This window comes from Streptomyces sp. ITFR-21, assembly GCF_031844685.1.
GTDB lineage: Bacteria > Actinomycetota > Actinomycetes > Streptomycetales > Streptomycetaceae > Actinacidiphila.
The window spans coordinates 5774233-5794489 of record NZ_CP134605.1; the positions used below are offsets into that span (position 1 = coordinate 5774233).

General features: G+C 74.6%; 19 protein-coding genes. 11 read left to right on the forward strand and 8 right to left on the reverse strand.

Features of this window, described 5'->3' with window-relative positions; translation table 11 throughout:
- The first annotated feature begins 228 nt into the window (after positions 1-228).
- From RLT57_RS25800 to RLT57_RS25815, 4 genes are read left to right on the forward strand one after another with little or no spacing between them, the layout of a single operon-like run.
- Positions 229-1062, forward strand: coding sequence for a M55 family metallopeptidase (locus RLT57_RS25800; RefSeq protein WP_311299644.1), 834 nt, complete (start codon positions 229-231; stop codon positions 1060-1062).
- Positions 1055-2470: a M20/M25/M40 family metallo-hydrolase gene (locus RLT57_RS25805; protein ID WP_399129402.1), complete on the forward strand. Its 1416-nt coding sequence runs from the start codon at positions 1055-1057 to the stop codon at positions 2468-2470. Before RLT57_RS25800 ends, RLT57_RS25805 begins: the two co-directional genes overlap by 8 nt.
- Complete coding sequence (locus tag RLT57_RS25810) at positions 2467-4464, forward strand: S9 family peptidase (protein ID WP_311299645.1); 1998 nt, start codon at positions 2467-2469, stop codon at positions 4462-4464. The genes RLT57_RS25805 and RLT57_RS25810 overlap by 4 nt, the downstream gene beginning before the upstream one ends.
- On the forward strand, positions 4461-5408 hold the full coding sequence (locus RLT57_RS25815) for a S66 peptidase family protein (protein ID WP_311299646.1): 948 nt from the start codon (positions 4461-4463) through the stop codon (positions 5406-5408). The genes RLT57_RS25810 and RLT57_RS25815 overlap by 4 nt, the downstream gene beginning before the upstream one ends.
- Positions 5409-5778: 370 nt before the next feature.
- On the opposite strand, the gene RLT57_RS25820 is transcribed toward RLT57_RS25815, so the two are convergent.
- Positions 5779-6897: a sensor histidine kinase gene (locus RLT57_RS25820; RefSeq protein WP_311299647.1), complete on the reverse strand. Its 1119-nt coding sequence runs from the start codon at positions 6895-6897 to the stop codon at positions 5779-5781.
- A complete protein-coding gene (locus RLT57_RS25825) occupies positions 6890-7684 on the reverse strand; it encodes a response regulator transcription factor (RefSeq protein ID WP_311299648.1) in 795 nt (264 codons plus the stop codon). Before RLT57_RS25825 ends, RLT57_RS25820 begins: the two co-directional genes overlap by 8 nt.
- A gap of 415 nt (positions 7685-8099) precedes the next feature.
- Between RLT57_RS25825 and RLT57_RS25830 the strand changes: the two genes are divergently transcribed.
- Positions 8100-9281 (forward strand): M14 family zinc carboxypeptidase, encoded by a 1182-nt coding sequence (locus RLT57_RS25830; protein WP_399129406.1) that lies wholly within the window; start codon positions 8100-8102, stop codon positions 9279-9281.
- Positions 9282-9651: 370 nt separating this feature from the next.
- Positions 9652-9897, forward strand: coding sequence for a DUF1049 domain-containing protein (locus RLT57_RS25835; RefSeq protein ID WP_311299650.1), 246 nt, complete (start codon positions 9652-9654; stop codon positions 9895-9897).
- A 27-nt stretch (positions 9898-9924) separates the two neighbouring features.
- On the opposite strand, the gene RLT57_RS25840 is transcribed toward RLT57_RS25835, so the two are convergent.
- Positions 9925-10416 carry a GNAT family N-acetyltransferase gene (locus RLT57_RS25840; RefSeq protein ID WP_311299651.1) on the reverse strand — a complete coding sequence of 164 codons (492 nt, stop codon included), beginning with the start codon at positions 10414-10416 and terminating at the stop codon, positions 9925-9927.
- 84 nt (positions 10417-10500) lie between these two features.
- Between RLT57_RS25840 and RLT57_RS25845 the strand changes: the two genes are divergently transcribed.
- The 5 genes from RLT57_RS25845 (at position 10501) to RLT57_RS25865 (ending at position 14866) form a co-directional block, all read left to right on the forward strand.
- Positions 10501-11310 (forward strand): exodeoxyribonuclease III, encoded by an 810-nt coding sequence (locus tag RLT57_RS25845; RefSeq protein ID WP_311300869.1) that lies wholly within the window; start codon positions 10501-10503, stop codon positions 11308-11310.
- Between the two features lie 278 nt (positions 11311-11588).
- Positions 11589-12653, forward strand: a complete 1065-nt coding sequence (locus tag RLT57_RS25850) for a thaumatin family protein (RefSeq protein ID WP_311299652.1) — start codon at positions 11589-11591, stop codon at positions 12651-12653.
- A gap of 139 nt (positions 12654-12792) precedes the next feature.
- On the forward strand, positions 12793-13158 hold the full coding sequence (locus RLT57_RS25855) for a DUF1304 domain-containing protein (RefSeq protein ID WP_311299653.1): 366 nt from the start codon (positions 12793-12795) through the stop codon (positions 13156-13158).
- Between the two features lie 56 nt (positions 13159-13214).
- Positions 13215-13775 (forward strand): TetR/AcrR family transcriptional regulator, encoded by a 561-nt coding sequence (locus tag RLT57_RS25860; protein ID WP_311300870.1) that lies wholly within the window; start codon positions 13215-13217, stop codon positions 13773-13775.
- Positions 13776-13975: 200 nt separating this feature from the next.
- Positions 13976-14866, forward strand: coding sequence for a hypothetical protein (locus tag RLT57_RS25865; protein WP_311299654.1), 891 nt, complete (start codon positions 13976-13978; stop codon positions 14864-14866).
- A 78-nt stretch (positions 14867-14944) separates the two neighbouring features.
- Here the strand turns inward: RLT57_RS25865 and RLT57_RS25870 are convergent, their stop codons facing one another.
- The 5 genes from RLT57_RS25870 to RLT57_RS25890 form a co-directional block, all read right to left on the reverse strand.
- The gene (locus tag RLT57_RS25870; RefSeq protein ID WP_311299655.1) at positions 14945-16048 is read right to left on the reverse strand and encodes a phosphatidylinositol-specific phospholipase C domain-containing protein; all 1104 of its coding nucleotides are present in this window, start codon (positions 16046-16048) and stop codon (positions 14945-14947) included.
- Positions 16049-16563: 515 nt separating this feature from the next.
- Positions 16564-17469 carry an SDR family oxidoreductase gene (locus RLT57_RS25875; protein WP_311299656.1) on the reverse strand — a complete coding sequence of 302 codons (906 nt, stop codon included), beginning with the start codon at positions 17467-17469 and terminating at the stop codon, positions 16564-16566.
- Positions 17470-17593: 124 nt separating this feature from the next.
- Positions 17594-18184 carry a TetR/AcrR family transcriptional regulator gene (locus RLT57_RS25880; RefSeq protein ID WP_311299657.1) on the reverse strand — a complete coding sequence of 197 codons (591 nt, stop codon included), beginning with the start codon at positions 18182-18184 and terminating at the stop codon, positions 17594-17596.
- 89 nt (positions 18185-18273) lie between these two features.
- Positions 18274-19500, reverse strand: a complete 1227-nt coding sequence (locus tag RLT57_RS25885) for a phosphoribosylaminoimidazolecarboxamide formyltransferase (protein WP_311299658.1) — start codon at positions 19498-19500, stop codon at positions 18274-18276.
- 275 nt (positions 19501-19775) lie between these two features.
- Positions 19776-20144 carry a DUF1772 domain-containing protein gene (locus tag RLT57_RS25890; RefSeq protein WP_311299659.1) on the reverse strand — a complete coding sequence of 123 codons (369 nt, stop codon included), beginning with the start codon at positions 20142-20144 and terminating at the stop codon, positions 19776-19778.
- Positions 20145-20257 lie beyond the last annotated feature (113 nt).

A 20257-nucleotide genomic window follows, 5' to 3' on the forward strand; every position in this document is an offset into this window, starting at 1 on the left:
CGGAGCAGAGTTCGAACAGAGACTTTGGACGCTAGCACGGCCGGTTCGGTTGCTTATGCGCGGGCGTGCGCCAGGTTTGGCGCTTTTCCTCCCCTCCTGGCGGGCGGGGCCGGTCCGTGGTGAAGCCGGGCCGCCAGGAGCGCCATAAAGGTCTAGACCAGTGAAGTTATCCACAGGCCGGCAGAGGATCCTGGCAGGGGTGTCCCGCCGACGCGTAACGTGCTGGGCATGAAGATCCTCATCTCCGCCGACATGGAAGGCGCGACCGGTGTGACCTGGCCCGCCGACGTGCTGCCGGGCAGCGACCAGTGGCAGCGCTGCCGCCATATGTTCACCTCCGACGTCAACGCCGCCGTGCTCGGCTTCTTCGACGGCGGCGCCGACGAGGTGCTCATCAACGAGGCGCACTGGACCATGCGCAACCTCCTGCTGGAGAAGCTGGACGAGCGGGCGGAGATGCTCACCGGGCGCCACAAGGACCTGTCCATGGTCGAGGGCGTGCAGTACGGCGACGTCGACGGCATCGCCTTCGTCGGCTACCACACCGGTGCCGGCACCGAGGGCGTCCTGGCCCACACCTACCTCGCCAACTCCGTCACCGGCGTGTGGGTCAACGGCGTGCCGGCGAGCGAGGGCCGGCTCAACGCCCTGGTCGTCGCGGAGTACGGCGTCCCCGTCGTGCTCGTCACCGGCGACGACCGCACCGGCCTGGACGCCGCGCGCTACGCGCCGCTGGCCCGTACCGTGGCCGTCAAGGATTACGTCTCCCGGTACGCGGCAGTGTGCCGCACCCCCGCCCGTACCGCCGCCGACATCCGCGCCGCCGCCGAAAAGGCGACCGCGCTCGCCGTACGGCACGAACCGGCCGCCGCCGGGCCGTTCACCGTCGAGGTGGAGTTCGACGCGGTGCACCTGACCGGAGCCGCCACCGTGGTCCCCGGCGTGGAGCGCACCGGGGAGCGGCAGGTCGCGTACACACTGCCGACCATGTACGAGGCAATCCGGGCCTTCAAGGCCGTCACCACACTCGTCTCGCAGGCCGTGGAGGAACAGTATGGCTGAGCAGCACCCGGCCGGCGGATCCGCCGCCGTCGACGCCCCGGCCCTGGAGGAGGTGGTGCGCTTCACCTCCGACCTGATCCGGATCGACACCACCAACCGCGGCGGCGGCGACGGCAACGAACGGCTCGCCGCCGAGTACGTCGCCGAGCAACTGGCCGACGCGGGCATCGAGCCGCGGATCCTGGAGTCCGCCCCCGGCCGCGCCAACGTCGTCGCCCGCATCCCCGGCACCGACCCGGCGGCCGACGCCCTGCTGGTGCACGGCCACCTCGACGTGGTGCCCGCCGAGGCCGCCGACTGGAGCGTGCCGCCGTTCTCCGGCGAGGTCCGCGACGGCGTGGTCTGGGGCCGCGGCGCCATCGACATGAAGAACACGGACGCGATGGTGCTCGCCACCGTTCGCGCCTGGGCCCGCACCGGGCACCGGCCGGTCCGCGACATCGTGCTCGCCTTCACCGCGGACGAGGAGGACAGCGCCGCGTACGGCGCCGGGTATCTGGTCAAGGAGCACCCCGACGTCTTCGAGGGCTGCACCGAAGGCGTCAGCGAGTCCGGCGCCTACACCTTCCACGCCCGCGACGGCCTGCGGATCTACCCGGTCGCGGCCGGCGAGCGAGGCACCGCCTGGATGAGGCTCACCGCGCGCGGCCGGGCCGGCCACGGCTCCAAGGTCAACGAGGACAACGCCGTCAGCAGGCTGGCCGGCGCCGTCGCCCGGATCGGCGAATACCGCTGGCCGATCCGGATCACCGACACCGTACGGGCCGCCCTCTCCGAGCTCGCCGCCCTGCACGGGCTGTCCGCCGACCTCGACACCCCCGGCGGCGTGGACGCGCTGCTCGACCGGCTCGGCCCGGCCGCGGCGCTGGTCCGGCCCACCGTCCGCAACAGCGCCAACCCGACGATGCTCCAGGCCGGCTACAAGGTCAACGTCATCCCGGGCAGCGCCACCGCGTACGTCGACGGGCGGATCGTGCCCGGCGGCGAGCAGGAGTTCACCACCACCATGGACCGGCTCACCGGCCCCGACGTCACGTGGGAGTACTACCACCACGAGGTGCCGCTGACCGCCTCCGTGCAAGCGCCCGTCTTCGCCGCCATGCGCGAGGCGCTGGCGCACTTCGACCCGCAGGCGCACATGGTGCCGTACTGCATGTCCGGCGGCACTGACGCCAAGCAGTTCGCCCGGCTCGGCATCACCGGCTACGGATTCTCGCCGCTGAAGCTGCCGCCCGGCTTCGACTACCAGGCGCTCTTCCACGGCGTGGACGAACACGTCCCGGTGGACGCGCTGCACTTCGGGGTGCGGGTGCTGGACCGCTTCATGCGGGGTGCCGGCGCGCCCGCCGGCACCGTCGCGACGAACGGCGGCCCGGCCGCCGACAACCAGGAGGAGGCCTCCGCATGACCGCGCCCACCGGCGAGCAGACCGGCTACGGCAGCTGGCCGTCGCCCATCGACGCCGCGACCGCCGCCGCACACGACGGAAACCCCGAGTTCGTCGGCGTGGTCGGCGACGAGGTGTGGTGGACCGAGCCCCGGCCCGCCGAGGCCGGCCGGCGCGCGCTGATCCGCCGCCGGCCGGACGGCACCGAGGAGTGCCCGCTGCCCGCCCCCTGGAACGTCCGCAGCCGCGTCATCGAGTACGGCGGCACCCCGTGGGCCGGCGCGATCGTCGACGGCGCCCCCCTGATCGTCTTCGTCCACCACGGCGACCAGCGGCTCTACGCCTTCCGCCCGGACGAGCCGCAGACCGCGCCGCGCCCGCTCACCCCCCTCTCCGCCGTCGGCGGCGGACTGCGCTGGGCCGACCTCGCCCTGCACCCCGGGCGGGGCGAGGTGTGGGCCGTGCTGGAGGAGTTCACCGGCGAGCGGCCCACCGATGTCCGCCGGCTCCCGGCCGCCGTCCCGCTCGACGGCGCCGCCGCGGCCGACCGCGCCGCGGTGCGCGAACTGGCCGCCGTCACCCACCGGTTCGTCACCGGACCGCGACTGTCCGCGGACGGCCGGCAAGCGGTCTGGCTCGCCTGGGACCACCCGCGGATGCCGTGGGACGGCACCGAACTGCGGATCGCCGACCTCGACCCCGCCACCGGCACGCTCCGCGACGCCCGCACCCTCATCGGCGGCCCCGAGGAGTCCGTCGCGCAGGCCGAGTGGGCCGCCGACGGCACCCTGCTCGCCGCCACCGACCGCACCGGCTGGTGGAACGTGCACCGGGTGGACCCGGCCACCGGCGAGGCTGTCGGCCTCTGCCCGCGCGAGGAGGAGTTCGCCGGCCCGCTGTGGAAGCTCGGCTACCGCTGGTTCGCGCCGCTGGACCACGGCCCGGTCGCCGTGCTGCACGGCGTCGGCGCCCCCCGGCTCGGCCTGCTCGATCCGGCCACCGGGCAGCTCACCGACGCGGCCGGCCACTGGACCGAGTGGGCGCCCGCCCTCGCGGTCGCCGGACCTCGCGTCATCGGTATCGCGGCGAGCGCCCGCACCTCGTTCGAGGTCGTGGAGCTCGACGCGTCGACCGGCGCCATCCGGGCGATCGGCGCCGCCCACCATGACACCGTGGACCCCGCCTACGTCCCCGAGGCGGTCCACCGCGTCTTCAACGGGCCCGGCGGCCGGGAGGTGCACGCGCACATCTACCCGCCCCGCAACCCGCACGCCTCGGCCACCGGCCCCGCTCCGTACGCGGTGTGGGTGCACGGCGGTCCGACCAGCCGGACCGCGATGGTGCTCGACCTGGAGATCGCCTACTTCACCTCGCGCGGCATCGGCGTCGCCGAGGTCGACTACGGGGGCTCCACCGGCTACGGCCGTGCCTACCGCAACCGACTGCGCGCGCAGTGGGGCGTGGTGGACGTCGAGGACTGCGCGGCCGTCGCCGGCGGACTCGTCGCCGAGGGCGCCGCCGACCCGGCCCGGCTCGCGATCCGCGGCGGCAGCGCCGGTGGCTGGACCAGCGCCGCGGCCCTCACCTCGACCGGCACCTACGCCTGCGGCACGGTGCTCTACCCGGTCCTCGACCTGACCGGCTGGTCGAAGAACGGCGACGAGACCCACGACTTCGAGTCCCAGTACCTGGAGTCCCTGATCGGCCCGGTGGACGAGGTGCCCGACCGCTACCGGGAGCGCTCCCCGGTCAGTCACGGCGATCGGATCACCGTGCCGTTCCTGCTGCTCCAGGGACTCGACGACGTGATCTGCCCGCCCGTGCAGTGCGAACGCTTCCTGGCCGCCGTCGCCGGGCGCGGCATCCCGCACGCGTACCTCACCTTTCCGGGCGAGAGCCACGGCTTCCGCCGCCTGGACACCATGGTGACCGCACTGGAAGCCGAACTCTCCCTCTACGGTCAGGTGTTCGGCTTCACCCCGACCGGCGTGCCCGTGCTGGAGCTGACCACGTGAGCGGTGCCCGGCCGGCGCCCGCTCCCGGCCTGACCCGCCCCCGGCGGCTGGTTCGCGGTGACCGGATCGGCGTGGTGGCCCCGAGCGGACCCGTCTCACGCGAACAACTCAAGGCGGGTCTCGACATCCTGCGCGGCTGGGGCCTCGAACCGGTCGTGGCCCCGCACGTCCTGGCCGAGCACCCGGCCCGCTATCTCGCGGGCGGCGACCGGGAGCGGGCCGCTGACCTGCTGGCGGCCTGGTGCGACCCGACGCTCGCCGCGGTGCTGTGCGCCCGCGGCGGCTACGGCGCGCAGCGCATGGTGGACCTGGTGGACTGGGCGGCGATGCGGGCCGCGCCGCCGAAGGCGTTCATCGGCTACAGCGACATCACCGCGCTGCACGAGGCATTCGCCACCAGGCTGGGCGTGGCCACCCTGCACGGACCGATGGCCGCCACCGAGACCTTCTGCGTGGACGGCCCCACCCAGGACCACCTGCGGCGGACCCTCTTCACCCCGGAGCGGGAGCTGACGCTGGCCCCGCCGTCGGCCCGCACCCTGCTGCCGGGCCGGGCGGAAGGCGTCACCCTCGGCGGCTGCGCCAGCCTGCTCGCCGCCGGCCTCGGCACACCCGACGCCCGCCGGTCCGCGGCCGGCGGCATCCTCCTCCTGGAGGACGTCGGCGAGGAGGCGTACCGGCTGGACCGCGTCCTGACCCAGCTGCTGCGCTCCGGCTGGCTCGACGGCGTGGCCGGCGTCGTCCTCGGCTCGTGGGAGGACTGCGGCCCCTACGAGGAGATCCGGGCCCTCGCGCTGGACCGGTTCGGCGGCCTCGGCGTCCCGGTGGTGGAGGAGTTCGGCTTCGGCCACTGCTCCTCGGCGCTGACCATGCCGCTGGGCGTACCCGCCGTCCTGAACGCGGACGCCGCCACCCTCACCCTGAAGGTGCCCGCGCTGACCTGACCCGTGAGGAGGCCGCGGACCGGGGGCCGCGGACCGGAGGAGCGGTGGTCCGCCGGCAGCGGACCGGTCCCGCCCGCCCCTCGGCTCCGGGCCTCGGCGGCGTGCGGGCCAGGTGGACCGCCGCGGCCCGGTCCGCCAGGCCCGGCCCGGTCCGCCCGACGCGGCTCGGTTTGCCTGAACCCACCCCGCCTCGGTCTGCTCGGCTCGGCCCCGCGCCGTCTGCCCGGCCCGGTCTGCCCGGGGCAGCCCGCCCGGCCCGGTCTCCGGCTCCGCCCGGCCGGCCCGGTCTCCGGCTCCGCCCGGCCGGCCCGGTCTCCTGCCGGTTCACCCACCCCTGCCCAGCCCCCCTGCCCTGCCCGGTCCGCCCGGCTCAGCCCGGTGCGGCCGGGAGGACCACCTCGAACCGGCAGCCCCCGGGCACGTTGCGGACCGCGGCCCGGCCGTGGTGGGCCTCCACGATGCCGCGGACGATGGCCAGCCCGAGGCCCGCGCCGGCCGGCGGGGTGCGGGCGCCCGTACCCCGCCAGCCGGTGTCGAAGACCCGCGGCAGGTCGTCCGCCGGAATGCCGCCGCAGCCGTCGGTGACCGAGAGCACCACCGAGCCGGACGGGGTGTCCCGGCGCGCCGACACCGCCACCGTGCCGTCGGCGGGGGTGCGGTGGATCGCGTTGGTCAGCAGGTTCGCCAGGACCCGGGTCATCTCCCGGCCGTCGACCTCGACCGGTATCGGCTCGACGCCGTCCCCGACCAGCCGCACCCCGTGTTCGGCCGCCAGCAGGCCGGCGCCGGCGATGGCGTCGTCCACCAGGTCGTACACGGACATCCGCATGGGGGACAGGGCGAGCACCCCGGCCTGGATGCGGGACAGCTCGAAGAGGTCGCCCACCATGCCGCTGAGCCGGTCGACCTCGGTGCGGATCTGCCGGTGGTAGCGCGCCGGGTCTGCCGCTATGCCGTCCTCCAGCGCCTCCGCCATGGCCCGCAGCCCGGCCAGCGGGGTCCGCAGGTCGTGCGAGATCCAGGCCACCAGTTCGCGCCGGGACGCCTCCAGCGCCCGTTCCCGTTCCCGTGAGGCGGCCAGCCTGGCGCTGGTGGCGGCCAGTTCGCGGCCCAGCCCGGCCAGCTCCGCGGTCGGGGCGCCCACGGGCGCGGCGAAGGCTTCGCCGTCCCCGAACGCGCGGGCCGCCTCGGCCAGCGCCCGGCTGCCCGCCACCACCCGCCGGCCCAGCAGCAGCGAGACCGCCAGCGAGACCACCGCGGCGATCGCGTACACCGTCGTCACGACGCCCAGGTCGTGCTCGGACAGGAACATCGCCCACGCCACGGACAAGGTGCCCGCCAGCATCGCCGCGACCGTGACCGCCGCGACCACCGCGAGGGACAGCGCGACCGAGCGGTGCCGGAGCAGTCGCAGCGCGAAGGCGCCCAGCAGGCCGGCCGCCGCCGCGCCGAGCGCCGCGTAGGCCGCGATGACGAGCAGGCTACGCACCGGGACCGCCCCCGCCGCCCGTACCCCGGCCTGCGGGCCCGGCCGCCTCCGGGCCGCCGGCGTCCACCGGGTCGAAGCGGTAGCCCACCCCCCACACCGTGCTGATCAGCCGCGGTCTGGCCGGATCGTCCTCGACCTTCTCCCGCAGCCGCCGCACATGCACGGTCACCGTCGACAGATCGCCGAACTCCCAGCCCCACACCCGCCGCATCAGCTCCTCCCGGCCCAGCACCCGGCCCGGGTGCCGCAGGAAGAAAGCCAGCAGGTCGAACTCCCTGATGGTCAGCGGCAGCTCCTCCACGCCGCGCAGCGCCCGCCGCGCAGCCGGGTCCAGGGCCAGCGGCCCGGAGCGCAGCCAGGGGCCGGGAGCCGGCGTGCCGCCCGCCCGCCGCAGCACCGACTCCACCCGCAGCACCAGCTCGCGCGGGCTGAACGGCTTGGTCACGTAGTCGTCCGCGCCGACCTCGAGGCCCAGGATCCGGTCGTCCTCGTCACCGCGCGCGGTGAGCATCACCACCGGCAGCGGCCCGCCTTCCCGGAGTCGCCGGCACACATCGAGGCCGTCCATGCCGGGCAGCATCAGGTCGAGCACCACCAGGTCCGGCCGTGCCGCCGCCGCCCGCGCCACCGCCGAGGGCCCGTCCGCGACCCGCTCCACGTCGAAGCCCGCCCGGACGAGATACCCCGCGACGACCTCGGCGACGGTCGGATCGTCGTCCACCACGAGGATCCGCCGACGGGTCCTCGCGGCCTGTCCCGGGTCCGTGGAAACGGCTGCGCTGCTCATGCCGTCGAGTCTGCCACCCGCCACTGACAGTGACCATGCCCGGACCGCCGCCCGTCCGCACCGTCCGCGTTCCGTGAGGTACGGTTCGTCCCCGGCCCGCCGCGCGGCGGTCGGCCGGATCCCGCGGAACCGGCGGCCGGCGTAGTCCGGCTGCGCCGGCCGGCCACCACGTCGTCCGGCGACCGCCGTGCCCGGCGCGGTCGTGTGCGCGCACCCCGATACCGGATCGTCCACCGCGCCGCGAAGGTGCCCTTGACACCGTTGACACCTTCGCGGGGCCGTGCGCTACTGACGGGATCGACTCCGGGGTCGCCACGCGGCCGCAGCCACTGCGCGCTCCGGGTCCAGGGGGGCTGCGGTGACCAGAGAGCGATATCCGACGACGGCCGAAGTAACCGAGGGTGCGCGGGCGTTGGTGCAGAGTCATCCGGGGATCTGCCAAATGGGGGCGGTCGGCAGATCGCGCATGGGCCGTCCGCTGCTGATGCTGACGGTCGGCCGGGGCGCGCGGAACGTCCTGGTGGTGGCCGGCCCGCACGCCAACGAGGCAGCGGTCGGCGGCGCCACCGTACTGCGGCTGGCCGGGCAGATCGCCGAGCGGCACGAACGCGGCGAGGACGACGGCAGCGCGTGGCACTTCCTGCTCTGCATCGACCCGGACGGTGCGGCGCTCAACGAACGGTGGCTGCCCGGGCCCTACACGTTGCGCGGCCACTACGAGCACTTCTTCCGGCCGTGCGCCGCCGAACAGCCGGAGTGGCTGCCGCCCGACGGCGAGGTGGCGTCGGCGGCACTCCCGGAGACCCGGGCGCTGGTCGGTGTGCTGGACCGGTTGCGCCCGGTACTCCAGTGCTCGCTGCACGGCATCGACGTCGGCGGCAGCTTCGTCCAACTCACCAGCGACATCCCCGGAGTTCCGGAGCGGATCGGCAAGTCGGCGGCGGAACTGGACATTCCGCTGGAGAGCGGCGCGTCCGACGCCTTCCAGTGGCCCAGCCCCGGCCCCGGGGTCTACGTGATGCCGCCCGTCTCCGACCCGGCCGCCGGCGACGGCGCGCACTCCACGTGGGCGCGCGCCCAGCGCTACGACGGGGTGACCGCCGTCGTCGAGGTCCCCATGTGGGCCTGCGACCGCAGCGCGGACACCACCCCGCACCCGGCGCCCGACCAGGCGCTGCGCGCGGCCGGCGCGGCCCTGCGCCGGAACCTGCCCACCGTGGCCCGGGCGCTGCACCGGATGGACCCCGAACTCGGCGGCGCGGACGGCCCGATGCTGCGCACGGTCCGCGAACTGGTCGCCATCGGGCCGCGGTTGAGCGCCGAATGGGACCCGGCGGTCCGCCCGCCGGACGCGGCCCCGCTCCCCGCGATGACCACCGCCCGCGTCACCAGCATCGAGGTCTACGCCCAGCGCGTTCCGCTGCGCGCCGCCGCCATGCTGCGCCGTATCGCCGCCGTGCCGTGCGTCACGCGCCTGGTGGACGAGTGGTGCGAGGCGTATGAACGCGCCTACCGTCCCCGCTGGGTGCCCGTCGCCGACCAGGTCGAACAGCAGGCGCGCAGCGTGATCGCGGTCTACGAGGAGCTCCCCGGGTAGCGTGCAGCGCGGCTGAGCGCAGGCCGGGGTCGGCCTGCGTCGGCCGGTCGGCGGGTGCGGCGCGGGACGCCGCCTGGGGCCGGTGGCGGTGTGCTGCCTGTCCGTCGGCCGGTCGCGCGGTCCCCCCGCGCCCCGGCCCGGCCGCGGCGCCCGCGTACGAGGGCGCGGGGCCACCACCCGGTGCGGCGGCCCGCGGGCACCGTGCCCGCTCCCGCCGTGCCCGCCCCGCCGTGCCCGCCCCGGCGGGTCCGTCCGCGGCCGGTCCAGGCCCCGCCGTCACCCGCGCGGAGCAGCCCGTATCCCGCCGCGCCGCCGATGCGCCGATCATGGGGACGAGGGGTGACCGCCCAGCCGAGAGCAGGTGAACGCGATGAGTTCCGACAAGCCGCCCGGCCGCGGCTCCTTCCGTGAGCTGGTGACAGCGGGCAGGATCGCCGTCCTGGTGCTCACCGCGCTCGCGCTGATCTTCATCTTCGAGAACACCCGGCGGATCAGGATCCGGCTGGTCATCCCCGAGGTGACGATGCGGCTGTGGGCGGCCCTGCTGATCACCTTCGTCGTCGGCCTGCTGTGCGGGGCGTACCTGCGGTTCCTCGCCCGGCGCACCCGCCGCTGAGCCCCGGGCCAGCCCCGCCGTGCCGGGCTACGCCCGCAGGCCCGCCGTCAGCTCCTTCCCCATGCACACGCTCAGTTCGTCGTGCCGGTAGAACCCGAACTTGGGCACCGACAGATACCCGCAGGACGTGTACAGCGCGATCGCCTCGGGCTGCCTGAGCCCGGTCTCCAGCACCATCCGGGTCCGGCCGGCCGCCGCCGCGGTCGTCTCCAGCTCGGCCAGCAGCGCCCGCGCCAGCCCGAGGCCGCGCGCCTCCGGCACCACGAACATCCGCTTGATCTCGGCGTCCCCGTCCGCGAAGCCCTCCGGCGAGGAGTCCCACGCCCGCCAGCCGCCGCTGGCCACCGCGGTGCCCGCCGGGTCGTACACCAGCAGGTACAGGCCGCGCGGCGGCTCGAATTGCGCCGCGTCCATGGGGGTGACGTCGCCGTCCCCGTAGCGCCGTACGTACTCCTGCTGCACCAGGTCGTTGAGCTTCACCGCGTCGGGCGCGTCATAGCGCGTTGTTCTGATCTCCACGACACCATATCGTACGATGTTCGCATGTATGTGCGGTGACGGGTGTCCGACGCATGGCTGCCCCCGACTCCCCGATAGGGTCCCATCGTGTCGTTCATCGTTACCACCGTGAATGTCAACGGACTCCGCGCCGCCGCCAAGAAGGGCTTCCTGGAGTGGCTGGAGACCACCGCCGCCGACGTCGTGTGCCTCCAGGAGGTCCGCGCCGAGCCGGACCAGCTCCCGGTGGAGCTGCGCGACCCCGACGGCTGGCACGCCTACCACGCCCCGGCCGCCGCCAAAGGCCGCGCCGGGGTCTCCGTCCTCAGCCGCCTGCCACCCGCCGACGTACGGGTCGGCTTCGGCGCGCCGGAGTTCGACGCGTCCGGCCGCTACCTGGAGATCGACCTGCCCGCGGCGGGTCCCGGCCTCACCGTCGGCAGCCTCTACCTGCCCTCCGGAGAGGTCGGCACCGAGCGGCAGGACGAGAAGTTCCGCTTCATGGACGCCTTCCACGGCCACCTCGCCGACCTGCACGCCAAAGCGGCGGCCGACGGCGGCCACGCCCTGGTCTGCGGCGACTGGAACATCGCCCACCAGGAGGCCGACCTCAGGAACTGGCGCGCCAACCAGAAGTCCGCCGGCTTCCTGCCCGAGGAGCGCGCCTGGCTCGGCCGGGTCCTCACCCCCTGGACCGACGTGGTCCGCCACCTCCACCCGGACACCGCCGGCCCGTACTCCTGGTGGTCCTACCGCGGCCGGGCCTTCGACAACGACACCGGCTGGCGCATCGACTACCAGGTCGCCACCCCCGACCTGGCCCGTACCGCCACCCGTGCCGTGGTCGAACGCGCCGCCACCCACAACCTGCGCTGGTCCGACCACGCCCCGGTGACGGTCGACTACCGACTCTAGATCCGCCGTTCGGACCTCCGCGGTGTTCTGACCTCTCGGGCCTCCGCGGTGTCGCGGGGCCCGGCAGGCGCATCCGCCGCGTTCCCGCCGGCCGGCGGCACACCGAGCCGCCTCCCTCCTCGGCCGCGCAGCCGTGGCGCACCGGACCCCGCCCGCCCCTCCGGTCACGGAGATCCACACGCCAGAGCCCAGGGTGCCCACGGCCCCTGCGGCCAGCCGGATTTGTGTTATCCGGGCCGCGCGGCGTCAGTCTCCTGTGCGGTCGGGGGCGGTACGCCGTGGTGGAGGTCGAGGCGATGATGCACAAGGGACGCCGGCACAGGCGGACGAGGCGGGGCGGCGCGCTGGCCGCCGCGGCACTGGCGGTGGCCGCCCTGTGCGTGGCGGTGTACGTGGTGGCCGGGCAGGGCGGCGGCCACTGGACCGCCGCGCGGGACGAACCGGCCGGCGCCGCCGCGACGACCGCCGCGCTCCCCGGGCCGCCGGCGGCCCGGCCGTCCGCCACGACCCCGTCCGCCTCACCCACCGCGAAGAGGAGGCCGCCGACGGCGCCTGCTTCCGCGTCCCCGTCGCCCAGGCCGAAGGCCGAGCGGACCAAGGCCGCGCCGCCGCCCGCCGGCACCGGGGCCGGACCGGCGCCGCGCCCCGGCAGCCGGGTGTTCACCTTCGTCAACCACGTCAGCCGGACCATCTGGCTGGCCTCCGGTGAACAGACCGCGCAGCCCGCGCTCACCACCACCGGCTGGGTGCTGAAGGCCGGGCAGACGCTGAGCGTCCAGGTGCCCGACAAGTGGAACGGGCGCTTCTGGGGCCGTACCGGCTGCAGTTTCGACGCGTCCGGCAGCGGACACTGCGAAACCGGCGACTGCGCGGGCAGGTTCCAGTGCCACCAGTACGGCGTGATCCCCGCGACGCTCGCCGAGTTCAACCTCAACTCCTGGAACGGGCTGGACTTCTACGACGTCAGCCTGGTCGACGGTTCCAACCTGCCCATGTACATCAACCTCGTCGGCGGTACGACCGAGGACCCGATCAGCGCCGGCGGCTGCTCGGCCGCGGGCTGCACCCACGATGTCGCCTGCCCGGCCGAACTCCGGATCGAGGCGGGCGGCCGGACGGTCGGCTGCGAGTCGCCGTGCGGCGTCTTCGACACCGACCAGTACTGCTGCCGGGCCCAGTGGGCGCCGCGCGACAAGTGCCTGCCCGCGCAGTGGCCGGTGGACTACGCGGCGCTGTTCAAGAAGGCCGAGCCGTTCGCGTACTCGTATGTGGACGACGACGCGACCAGTACGTTCACCAGTCAGGGCGAGGCGGGCTACCGGATCACCTTCGGGTTGAGCTGACGGGCCGCCGACCGGCCCGGCCGCAGCCGCGCGTGGCCGGCGCGCCACCTCGGCGCCGCTGTGGCCGGCCGGTGAACCGGCCCCGACTTCCTGTACAGTTGCCCAGGAAGTCGGGGCCGGTCGAGCCGTGGGGGATGCCGTGAACGTCGTCGCGAACGTACTGGTCGCGCTGGTCGCCGCGTTCCACGGCTACGTGCTGGTCCTGGAGATGTTCCTGTGGCAGGGCCCGCGAGGCCGCGCGCTGCACGGGCTCGACCCGGCGGGGGCCCGCACCACCGCGCCGCTCGCCGCCAACCAGGGCCTGTACAACGGCTTTCTGGCCGCGGGCCTGGTCTGGGGGCTGATCGCCGGGAACCCGGTGGGCTTCCAGGCGAAGGTCTTCTTCCTGTGCTGTGTGATCCTCGCGGGCGCGTACGGCGCCGCCACCACCGCGTCCCGCACCATCCTGTATGCGCAGTTCGCCCCCGCGGCCGTCGCGCTGGCCGCGGTGCTCCTCGCAGCGTGACCTCCGCACCCGGCCGGCCCGAGGTCCCGCCCGCCGGGCGGCCTACCCCGGCCGTCCTGGCCGACCCCGCCGACCCCCGGACGCTCCGCACCCGGGCCCGGCTGCGCGCCGCGCTCCTCGCCGAGTGCGAGCTGCGCCCGCTGGACCAGGTCAGTCTCTCGGCGGTGGCCCGCCGTGCCGGAGTCGGCCGGGCCACCCTCTATCTCCACTACGACGGGCTCCGGGCGCTGGCCGTCGACGCCTGCGCCGACGTCGTACGCGACGGCGTGGACGCCCTGCACGCCTGGACCGGTACGCCGTCGCCCGACACGCCGCCCGCGCCGCTCACCGGCTTCCTCACCGCCGTCGACCGCCGCGCGGACCTCTACCGCGCCCTGCTGCCCGACGGGGGCGGCGGCCCGCTCGGCACCCTCCTGCACCGCGAACTGCGCGCCCGCTCCCTGGCCGAGCGGCTCAGGGCCGGCGCTCCGCAGCCCGCACTGGCCGCCTCCGCGACGGCCGCCGCCTTCACCGGACTGCTCGCCGACTGGCTGCACGGCGAAGTCGCCCAGCCCCCGGAGGAGTTCGCGCTGAACGTGTGGCGGGTGCTGCTGGCCGTGCACCGGGCGGTGCGCTGACCGGGCCTCCCGGTCGTCCGGAAACGGCGCGCCTCCGGTAAGACCCGCCCGACGCCCGCGGCGCGTCCCACCGCGGGCGTACCACCGTCCGCCGCCCGGTCTAGACACCCCTGCCGTACGAAAGTGATCTGTGGGACGAAACGGTCGACTGTGGGGGCTGGGATGTGGCGGCGGCGAAATGGTTTGCGACGATTGGCGCGATGACCGCGACTCCGAGCGACGCACCCGACGGGGGCCGAGACGATCCTGGCCGTGTCCGCAACCGGCACCGGCGGCCTCGACGTACCCGCAGGCGCCCGGTGCTGATGGCGACCGCGGGCGCGGTCGGGCTGGTGGTGGCCGGCGCCGGGTACCTGGTGGTTTGCCGGCACGGCGGCACGGCGGTCGCCGACGACGGCCGGCATCCTCCGACGGCCGCCGCACCGGCCCCGACGGGCGTCGCCACCGCGGCGAAGGCGGCCCCGAACGCGTCAGGTCCGGCCGCCCGCCCGGCCGGGTTGCCCGCCGTGATCCCCGGGATCGGCCCCAGGACCCGGGCCGAGATCCCCGCCGCCAGCCGCCAGGTGCTGGTCGCCGCCGGAAAGGCGCGGAGCTCCTCGGACACCCGGGTCACGCTGTGGTCCCGTACCGCGGACGGCCATTGGAAACCCGGTGCCACCTGGCCCGCGCACAACGCGCTGCACGGGTGGACCGCCTCGCACCACGCGGGCGATCTGCACAGCCCCATCGGGGTGTTCACGCTGCACGACGCGGGCGGCTTCGACGCCGACCCGGGCTCGAAGCTGCCGTACCACCACTCGGCCGCGTTCCAGGCCGGCGGCGTCGGGTTCGACGGCGAGACGCTGGACGACGCCTTCGACTACGTGATCGCCATCGACTACAACCGCGTTCCCGGTACGTCGCCGCTCGACGGTACGCAGCCGCTCGGTGCCGGCCGCGGCGGCGGGATCTGGGTGCACGTGGACCACGGCGGCCCCACGCACGGCTGCGTGAGCATTCCCGCGTCGCGGATGGTCGAGCTGCTGCGCACCCTGCTCCCGGCGGAACATCCGGTGATCGTGATGGGCGACCGTGCGTCGCTGGCCACCTGAACCGGCGCGCGGGTGCCGGGCGCCGGGCGCACCGCCGTAGCGGCGGCCCGAACCCCCGGCGCCCGGTGGCGCTGTCGGTCAGCCGCGCGGGACGACCAGGGACTGCACGTCCGGCAGGCTCTTCCAGTCGTTCGAAGCGACTGTGGCGTGCGCCTTGGCCAGCAGCGCGATCCGCGCCGCCGCGTCGGCGGGCGACGGGTTCACGTCGTCGAGAGCGGGAGCCACGTTCTGCGAGTCCGTCATGAACAGCAGGTAGTGGTTGGCGTCGTACCAGCCGGTGTCGATCGACCCGTTGAGGAAGGCCGACGCGTCACCGTCGAACGCCACGAACCAGGGCCGCAGTGTGGTGTCGGAGTAACGCGTACGCGGGTCGTTCGCCTGCGCGTTGTGCACCGACGGGAAGATGTTCGCCTGCGCGGTCCTGCCCTGGGTGTGCAGGTCGCGCAGGTACTGCGCGTACTCCTTGTCGGTCCACAGGGAGTCGGTCGGGTTGGCCTCCTCGACCGTGCCGGGGATGATCTCCAGCAGCACCTTGCCGGCCAGCTGGGCCCGCGTCGGCCAGTTGCCGGCCTTAGCGGCGTCGTCCAGCGTGGCGTACTGGCCGCCACCTGGCTTGTCCAGCAGGTCGTTCGGCTTGAAGACCAGGCTGCCCAGGTGCTGGCTGATGGACTGGTCCAGCTTCGCCGGGCTCATCCCGAGGCTGGCCTGGAAGCCTGCCTTCAGCTCCAGCTTGATGACCAGCGGGTCATGGCCCGGGTGCGCGCCGAGCCACACCCGCACGTCGTCCAGGCAGGACTCCAGGTCCTTGTTGGCCCCGCCGGTGTACAGGTCCGCGGGGGACGAGGCGTTGACGCAGTTGTTCCCGTTGCCGGTCAGGCTGGAGTGGCTGACCTTCCACTCCTGGGTGAAGAAGTCGTCCCAGACGTCCAGTTCGATCATCGAGGTGCCCGTGTCGAGCGCCTGTGCGAGGTAGCTGAAAGTCGCCGGGTCGTAGCTGTTGTGCAGTCCCGACGTGGTGGCACCGGACAGGGGCAGTGAGTCGGTGCCGGCGGCGGAAGCGGCGCCGCCTCCGGGGCCGGCCACCGCGAAGGCCAGGCATGCGGTCAGGGTGCCGAGCAGCGCGGTGCGCAGGGCCGCGCGGGGCCGAAGGGTAACTCGACGACGGGTCATGAAACCGGTCACGTCTCCTCCATTGGGGGGTGGCTCTCCGTTCAGGACAGTGACTGCCATGCATGAATCGACGGAGACATGACACATAACACGGTCTGGAATCCTCCTGTCGGCTCTGATTCGGACAGATCCCGCGCCGCGCGGAAGCGGTGGCCCGCCTTTGTGGGACCGGAGTTGACGCTGTGTCGGCTGCGGTGGCCGACATGTCGTAAATGGGGAGCCTGTGAACCGGTTCACACCGGGGCTCGCCTTCCGGACCGAACGGCCAAGCCGGAGATCGGGGGCCGGCGTGGGGGAGCGGCGACCGGGGAGGCGCGCCGGACGCCGATGGCGTCACCCGCGCGGGACGGGATTCCCGGAGTCTCCTAGGGTCTGTGGGGTGGATCTCCGCGGCGTCGCGGGCCCCGGTCCGCACGCCTGCCGCGTTCCCGCCGCTCGACGACGCACCACGTCGCCTCCCTCCCCGGCCTCGCACGCGCACGCACCGGACCCCGCTCCCTGACCCGCGCGGATCCACCCGACAGACCCTAGAGCGGTTCGCCCAGCGGGCCGTGCTCCGCCACCAGCGAGCGCGCCCAATGCGCGGCGAAGTCCGGCTGCGAGCCGTCCGCGTCGGTGAAGCCGTACTCCGCCGACAGGCTCCAGGTCGCCAGCGCCCGGCCGGACTTGGCCAGCACCTCCGGGTCCGCGGCGAGCGCCGCGACCGCGCGGCCCAGGTACGCGGGCGACTCCGAGTAGGCGAAGTCGGGGTCCTGCGCCGCGCCGTCCCGCCAGTTCGCCTCCGTCACCCCCAGAAGGTCGAGCATCGCCTCGGACCGCAGGAACCCCGGGGTGACGGCGACCGCCGCCACCCCGTGCGGACGCAGCTCGGCCGCCTGCGCCACCGCCAGCCGGATCACCGACGACTTGGCGAGGTCGTAGAAGACCGAGCCCCGGTACCGTGCCGAGTTGCCGTCGGTCACCTCGACCACCAGCCCGCCGCGGCGCGCGACCATCAGCGGCAGCGCGTACCGGCTGGTGATGACGTGGGTGTCCACGGCCCGGCGCAGCAACCGGAAACCGGTCGTCAGGTCCTGCTCCCACAAGGGGTGTTCCCAGTCGGTGAGGCCGTCGCCACCCCAGACGCAGTTCACCAGGACGTCCAGCCGGCCGGCCTGTTCGGCCGCGACACGGTCCACCAGCGCGCGTACCTCCGCCGGTTCGCTGTGGTCGGTGCGGACCGCGATGCCCAGGCCCCCGGCGGCCGTGACGCGCGCCGCGGTCTCCTCGATCGTCTCCGGCCGGTCCAGGTCGGAACGGCCCGCCGCGCTGCTGCGACCGGTCACGTACACGGTCGCTCCCGCCGCGCCCAGCTCGACGGCGATTCCGCGACCGCCGCCACGGGTGCCGCCCGCGACCAGGGCGACCTTGCCCCGCAGGGGTTGCCGGGTCATGGATGTACTCCCTTTCGTAACGACACGTCGCTCGACACGCCGCTCAACACGCCGTGCCACGCCGTGTCGCGTGGCCGGTCAGACTCAGGTGCTCAGGTGCTCAGGTGCTCAGGTGCTCAGGTGCTCAGGTGCTCAGGTGCGGGCGCAGGGCCGTGTCGACCGCGTCCCGGAGCCGCTGCGGGAGACCGCCCGCACGGTCCAGCGCCCACATCAGGCCGGCGCCCGAGGTGAGCGCCAGCACGGTGCCGGCCAGCTCCTCGGGGTCGGTCGCCGGACGCAGCCGGCCCGCCGCGGCCGCCTCCCCGAGCAGCGAACCCACCGCCGCGCGCTGCCGCCGGTGCATCGCCAGCGCCCGCTCGTGGAACTCGGGGTCGGTCAAGTCCACGCACAGAAAGGCCAGATGGTTCGCGTACGACTCAGGTGTCGCCAACGGCTCCGCCCAGGCCACGACCAACTCCCGCAGTGTGTCGAGCGGTTCGCGGTGCCGTTCGCGTACCCGTGCGTGCAGTTCGTCCAGGCCGGCCGCCGACCGGTCGGCCACCGCCAGCAGCAGCCCGCGCTTGGAACCGAACCGTTGCACCAGCGTCCCGGCCACCACCCCGGCCTGCCGGGCCACCGCGCCGAGCGTCAGCCCCTCCGGCCCCACCTGCCCGATCACCGTCACCGCGGCCCGTACGAGATCGGCGTCCGCGACGACTCTGGGCCTGCCCGCCATCTCGCCTCCATGAATAAATGCCTGTTCATTTATTAAAGCATGCCGGGTCGACCGCCGCCGACCGCGCCGGGCGCGCCTCAGCCGGGCGGTCAGTGCTGGAAGAGCCGCAACCCGGTCCGTACCAGCGTGATCCCGTGCTCCTCGCAGGCTCGGACGACCTCGCCGGACCGCAGGGACCCGCCCGGCTCGGCGATCCAGCGCACGCCGTAGCGCGCGGCGTGGTCGACGTTGTCGCGGAAGGGCAGGACCCCGTCCGAGGCGAAGGCGACGCCGGAGAGCCGCGCGGCCCACTGCCAGCGCTCCTCGCCGGTCGGTTCCTCGGCCGGAACGGCCAGCGCCGCCGCCAGCCGGGTCCGCTCGTCGGGGGTCAAATCGCCCTCGGCGACCCGGACCTGCCAGTTGGCCCGCTCCTGCCGCCGTACCGCCGCGCCGAACTCCAGGGCTCGGACGGCGGGATGGCGGCGCAGCCACCAGGTGGCCGCCTTCGCGCCCGCCAGCCGGGTGCCGTCCACCCGGGACTGCTGGCCCGCCCCGATGCCCAGGGTCACGCCGTCCCGCACGTAGCAGACCGCGTTGGACCGGGTGTGCCGTACCACGGCGAGTCCGAGCAGCAGGTCCTCGGCGGCGCTGTCGGGCAGCGCCCCGCCGTACACCACGTCGTCGAGCAGCGCCCGGCTCAGCGGCACCTCGTCGCGGGCCTGCGTCAGCCGCAGCCCGTAGACCTCCCGCCGCTCCAACCGCGGCGGCCGGTGCGCCGGATCGGCCTCCAGGACGAGGAAGCGGCCCCGCTTCTTGGCGCTCAGCGCGGCGACCGTGCCCGGCTCGTAGCCGGGGGCGACGACCCCGTCGCACACCACCCGGGCCAGCAGCGCGGCGAGTTCCGCGTCCACCGGGTGCGAGACGGCCGCGAAGTCGCCGTAGGACGACTTGGGATCGGCGTCGCGGGCCCGGACGTAGGCCCCGGCCACCGGGCTTGCGATGCCCTCGGCCGGGTCGAAACCGTAGAACGCCGCGGTGGGGCCGTCGACCGGACCGGCCAGCGCGGCGCCCGCGGGCGAGACGTGCTTGACGGACGCCGCCACCGGCCGCCCCAGCGCCTGCGCGGCCTCCCGCACCAGCTGCCAACCGCTCAGCGCGTCCAGCAGGTTGAGGTACGACGGTTCGCCGTTCAGCGCCCGCAGCGGCCACGCGCCCGGCACCACCGGTTCCGCGCTGGCCTGCCCCTGCTGAGGGTTGAGTCCGGAGCGCAGTTCCACGGGGGCCTCCACAGCCGCAACTCGTCGCTGGGGTGAGGCGCCCAGGCGGTCGGCGCCCATCGGGACCGTGCGGCCGCTCCCCGGTGGTTCCCCACCCGCGCCCGCCGCGCCCCCGCCGCCGACTCTACCCGCGGGTCCCGCACGGCTCCGCGCGCCCGCCGGCGGTCGCGTGTCGCCGCGGGCGGGACCTGCGACGGGCCCGGTACGGCCGGGATCCGCCCCCCGTGGCGGACCCCGGCCGTACGGACGGACGCCCCAGGAGCGCCGCGGCGAAGCCGGATGCCGCGGGTGCGCGAGACCCGGCCGGATCCGGCCGGACCGGACCTGACGCCACCTCAGCCGCAACCGGCCGCACGGGTGGCGCGCAGCGCCCGGCCCAGGCAGCCCAGGGCGGCGACGTAGGTCAGCGTTCTGGCGGTGTTCCAGCGCACCCAGGCGGTCTCGAACTTCTCCCGTACGGCGGCCGGACCGGAGATCCCGGCCGGCTCGCCGGCCGCCGCCAGCCGGTCGTTCAGCGGCACGTTCAGCCCCATCGTGACCACCAGCGAGGTCCCGCAGAGCACGACCGCCGCGACGATCCACGGCAGGGCGGACCGCCCCCCGCCGTGCCGGTGCAGCACCGCGGCCACCACACCCAGCACCAGCGCGCCGCCGAAGGCCAGCGCGAAACACCCGTTGAGGATCGACACGTCGATACGCTGCATCGCCTCGGCGAAGGTGCGGTCGCCGCGTCGTGCAGTCCCGGCATCACCGCGACGGAGAAGGCGAAGTACAGGCCCGCCATCAGTCCGGTGGCGATGGTGGCGGCGAGCAGGAC

Excerpts from the sequence above, each read along its gene's own strand:
- RLT57_RS25800 (WP_311299644.1), top strand. The coding sequence starts at position 229 with ATGAAGATCCTCATCTCCGCCGACATGGAAGGCGCGACCGGTGTGACC.
- RLT57_RS25805 (WP_399129402.1), top strand. The coding sequence starts at position 1,055 with ATGGCTGAGCAGCACCCGGCCGGCGGATCCGCCGCCGTCGACGCCCCG.
- RLT57_RS25810 (WP_311299645.1), top strand. The coding sequence starts at position 2,467 with ATGACCGCGCCCACCGGCGAGCAGACCGGCTACGGCAGCTGGCCGTCG.
- RLT57_RS25825 (WP_311299648.1), bottom strand. The coding sequence starts at position 7,684 with ATGAGCAGCGCAGCCGTTTCCACGGACCCGGGACAGGCCGCGAGGACC.
- RLT57_RS25835 (WP_311299650.1), top strand. The coding sequence starts at position 9,652 with ATGAGTTCCGACAAGCCGCCCGGCCGCGGCTCCTTCCGTGAGCTGGTG.
- RLT57_RS25865 (WP_311299654.1), top strand. The coding sequence starts at position 13,976 with ATGACCGCGACTCCGAGCGACGCACCCGACGGGGGCCGAGACGATCCT.
- RLT57_RS25875 (WP_311299656.1), bottom strand. The coding sequence starts at position 17,469 with ATGACCCGGCAACCCCTGCGGGGCAAGGTCGCCCTGGTCGCGGGCGGC.
- RLT57_RS25880 (WP_311299657.1), bottom strand. The coding sequence starts at position 18,184 with ATGGCGGGCAGGCCCAGAGTCGTCGCGGACGCCGATCTCGTACGGGCC.
- RLT57_RS25885 (WP_311299658.1), bottom strand. The coding sequence starts at position 19,500 with ATGGGCGCCGACCGCCTGGGCGCCTCACCCCAGCGACGAGTTGCGGCT.
- RLT57_RS25890 (WP_311299659.1), bottom strand. The coding sequence starts at position 20,144 with ATGCAGCGTATCGACGTGTCGATCCTCAACGGGTGTTTCGCGCTGGCC.